We start from the raw sequence: 3,135 nt of genomic DNA, 5'->3' as shown, positions 1-3,135 counted from the left end.
GGCGCTCGCAGAGATCGCGGCCGCGCTCGACGGCGTCTCCGGCGATCCGGAGCGGCCGACCGGCACGCTGCGCCTCAACGTGCCGACCTTCGTGGCGCGGCACGTGCTGCCGCCGATCGCGACCGCGTTCCTGAAGCGCCACCCCGGCGTGCGGATGGACGTGATGGCCCAGGACAGCTTCATCGACGTGCTGGCGGAAGGCTGCGACGCCGGCATCCGCTACGAGGAGCGCCTGGCGCTCGACGTCATCGCGACGCCGATCGGCCCGCGCAGGCAGCGCTTCGTGCTGGCGGCCGCGCCCTCATATCTCGCGGACCGCGGGACGCCGGCGCATCCGCGCGATCTCGTCCGGCACGACCGGATCGGCCACCGCTTCACCGGCAGCAGGGCGCTCGCGATCTGGGAGTTCGAGCGCGACGGCGAGGTCATCCGCGTCCCGCCCGAGGGGCCGCTTGTCGCCTCGACCTTCGAGATGCAGATCGCGGCGGCGCGCGGCGGCCTCGGGATCATCGGGCATTTCGGCGAGGCGTTGGCCGATGATCTGGCGAGCGGGGCGCTCGTTCCGGTGCTCGAGGACTGGTGGCAGGAGTTCTCCGGCCCGATGCTCTACTACCAGAGCCGCCGCCTGATGCCGGCGCCGCTCAGGGCCTTCGTGGACTTCGTGAAGAGCGAGCGGCCGGCAGCGGCCGACTGAGGGCGAACGCTCCCGCGCTCAGGAGCCTTCGGCCGCGATGCTTCGCAGCACGCCCAGAAGTTCGGGCCCGGTGAGCACCTCGCCGCTGTCGAGATCGGCGACGGAGACGTTCTCCACCCCGCGATCGGAGAGTTCGATCGCCTTCAGCAGCGCCTCGTCGCGCGTCCGGAACGGGTAGGACAGCGGCTCCGCCGCATCCGTCACGGCCGACGTCACGAAAGGCATTGCGGCTCTCCTCGCAGGGTTCGAGCGCAAACAGATGGGGCGGCCGAAGCCGCCCCCAAGTCCCCGACCTCGAGCCGCTCTCAGAAGAAGCCGAGCTTCTTCGGGCTGTAGCTGACCAGCATGTTTTTGGTCTGCTGGTAGTGGTCGAGCATCATCTTGTGGGTCTCGCGGCCGATGCCGGACTGCTTGTAGCCGCCGAACGCCGCATGCGCCGGGTAGGCGTGGTAGCAGTTGGTCCAGACGCGGCCGGCCTGGATGCCGCGGCCGAAGCGGTAGGCGCGGTTGATGTCGCGGGTCCACACGCCGGCGCCGAGGCCATAGAGCGTGTCGTTGGCGATCGACATCGCGTCGGCGTCGTCCTTGAAGGTCGTGACCGAGAGCACCGGGCCGAAGATCTCCTCCTGGAAGATCCGCATCTTGTTGTGGCCCTTGAACACGGTCGGCTTGACGTAATAGCCGCCCGCGAAATCGCCCTCGAGCTCGTTGCGGCCGCCGCCGGCGAGCACTTCGGCGCCTTCCTGCCTGCCGATGTCGATGTAGCTCAGGATCTTCTCGAGCTGCTCGCTCGAGGCCTGGGCGCCCACCATGGTGGCGGGATCGAGCGGCGAGCCGAGCTTGATCGCCTCGACGCGCTTCAGCGCCTTCTCCATGAAGCGGTCGTAGATCTTCTCGTGCACCAGCGCCCGGCTCGGGCAGGTGCAGACCTCGCCCTGGTTGAGCGCGAACATCACGAAGCCTTCGATCGCCTTGTCGAAGAAGTCGTCGTCTTCCGCCGTCACGTCCTGGAAGAAGATGTTCGGCGACTTGCCGCCGAGCTCGAGCGTGACCGGGATCAGGTTCTGGCTGGCGTACTGCATGATCAGCCGGCCGGTCGTGGTCTCGCCCGTGAAGGCGATCTTGGCGATCCGGTTCGACGAGGCGAGCGGCTTGCCGGCCTCGAGGCCGAAGCCGTTGACGACGTTCAGCACGCCCTCCGGCAGGATGTCGGCGATCAGCTCCATCAGGACCATGATGGAGGCCGGGGTCTGCTCGGCGGGCTTCAGCACCACGCAGTTGCCGGCGGCGAGCGCCGGCGCGAGCTTCCAGACCGCCATCAGGATCGGGAAGTTCCACGGGATGATCTGGCCGACCACGCCGAGCGGCTCGTGGAAGTGGTAGGCGATGGTGTCGTGGTCGATCTCCGACAGCGCGCCTTCCTGGGCGCGGACGCAGCCGGCGAAATAGCGCCAGTGGTCGATCGCCAGCGGAATGTCGGCCGCCATTGTCTCGCGGATCGGCTTGCCGTTGTCCCAGGTCTCGGCGAGCGCGATCGCCTCGAGGTTCTGCTCCATCACGTCGGCGATCTTGAGCAGCAGGCCGGCGCGCTCGGCCGGCGAGGTGCGGCCCCAGGCGTCCTTGGCCTTGTGGGCGGCGTCGAGCGCGAGCTCGATGTCCTCCTTCTGCGAGCGGGCGACCTCGCAGACCTTCTTGCCGGTGATCGGGCTGGTGTTCTCGAAATAGCGGCCGCCGACCGGCGCGACGAACCTGCCGCCGATGAAGTTGTCGTAGCGCTCCTTGAACGGCGAGCGGACGAAGGCGTCCATGCGTTCGGGCTTGTTCATGTCACTCCCTCCCAGGCTTGTTGTTGAGGCTGGCCCCGCCATCGCAGCGTTCGTGCCAAGGCGCTGGCCGCCGCGGGACAAGTCACGCTGCGCTGCGGCAAGCGCCTGCGCCGGAACGGCTTCCGGGCTCGCACCTGCGCCGCCCACCGGGCGCGCTGTGGACTCCGTCGGGCGTTCGGCGCCAAACTGTCGCATACAGCGGCGATCAACGCTGCGACATGTCGCAAAGCGCGACACAAGGGACGAACGCCGATGAGCGCCGCGACCCCGCGCGCCGATCTGATGCAGGCGCGCCGTGACTTCTTCGATCGCCACGCGGAGCCGATGGGCGTGGTGCCGCCGTCGATCCTGCGCTCGTGGCGGCGCTGCGTGGAGCGCGGCTTCGACAGCCACGCCGAGCCGCGCATCGAGCCGGTCGGCTCCGCCGCGCTGCGCGAGCATCACGAGCGCAGCGAGCGGCTGATCCGTCTGTGCCGCCCCGAGCTTGAGGCGCTCGCCGGAGAGGCGCGCGACACCGGCAGCCTGGTGATCCTGACCGACGGGGGCGGGCTGGTGCTGGACGTGGCGGAGTTCCGCGCCTTCGCGGGCGAGCTGGAGGCCGAGATGAAGGCGCGC

At 69.3% G+C, this 3,135-nt stretch carries 3 protein-coding genes and 1 pseudogene; 2 read left to right on the top strand and 2 right to left on the bottom strand.

Annotated features, from left to right (window positions below; all coding sequences use genetic code 11):
• The coding region (locus ACIKT0_RS15865) for a LysR substrate-binding domain-containing protein (protein ID WP_407106309.1) at window positions 1-694 on the top strand (694 nt) is incomplete at its 5' end.
• An 18-nt stretch (window positions 695-712) separates the two neighbouring features.
• On the opposite strand, the gene ACIKT0_RS15860 is transcribed toward ACIKT0_RS15865, so the two are convergent.
• Window positions 713-919: a hypothetical protein gene (locus tag ACIKT0_RS15860; protein ID WP_407106307.1), complete on the bottom strand. Its 207-nt coding sequence runs from the start codon at window positions 917-919 to the stop codon at window positions 713-715.
• A gap of 80 nt (window positions 920-999) precedes the next feature.
• Window positions 1,000-2,520: an aldehyde dehydrogenase gene (gene adh, locus ACIKT0_RS15855; protein WP_407106306.1), complete on the bottom strand. Its 1,521-nt coding sequence runs from the start codon at window positions 2,518-2,520 to the stop codon at window positions 1,000-1,002.
• 252 nt (window positions 2,521-2,772) lie between these two features.
• Between adh and ACIKT0_RS15850 the strand changes: the two are divergent.
• Window positions 2,773-3,135: pseudogene (locus ACIKT0_RS15850) on the top strand (sigma-54-dependent Fis family transcriptional regulator); the annotation flags it as partial.

Origin of the sequence: Hansschlegelia beijingensis, assembly GCF_045505405.1 — a bacterium.
GTDB lineage: Bacteria > Pseudomonadota > Alphaproteobacteria > Rhizobiales > Methylopilaceae > Methylopila > Methylopila beijingensis_A.
The sequence above is the reverse complement of the archived record's forward strand: the minus strand, read 5'-3'. Positions and strand labels throughout refer to the sequence as shown.

What these genes read in the sequence shown, in the direction of transcription:
- adh (WP_407106306.1), bottom strand. Translation starts at nt 2,520, where the DNA reads ATGAACAAGCCCGAACGCATGGACGCCTTCGTCCGCTCGCCGTTCAAG.
- ACIKT0_RS15860 (WP_407106307.1), bottom strand. Translation starts at nt 919, where the DNA reads ATGCCTTTCGTGACGTCGGCCGTGACGGATGCGGCGGAGCCGCTGTCC.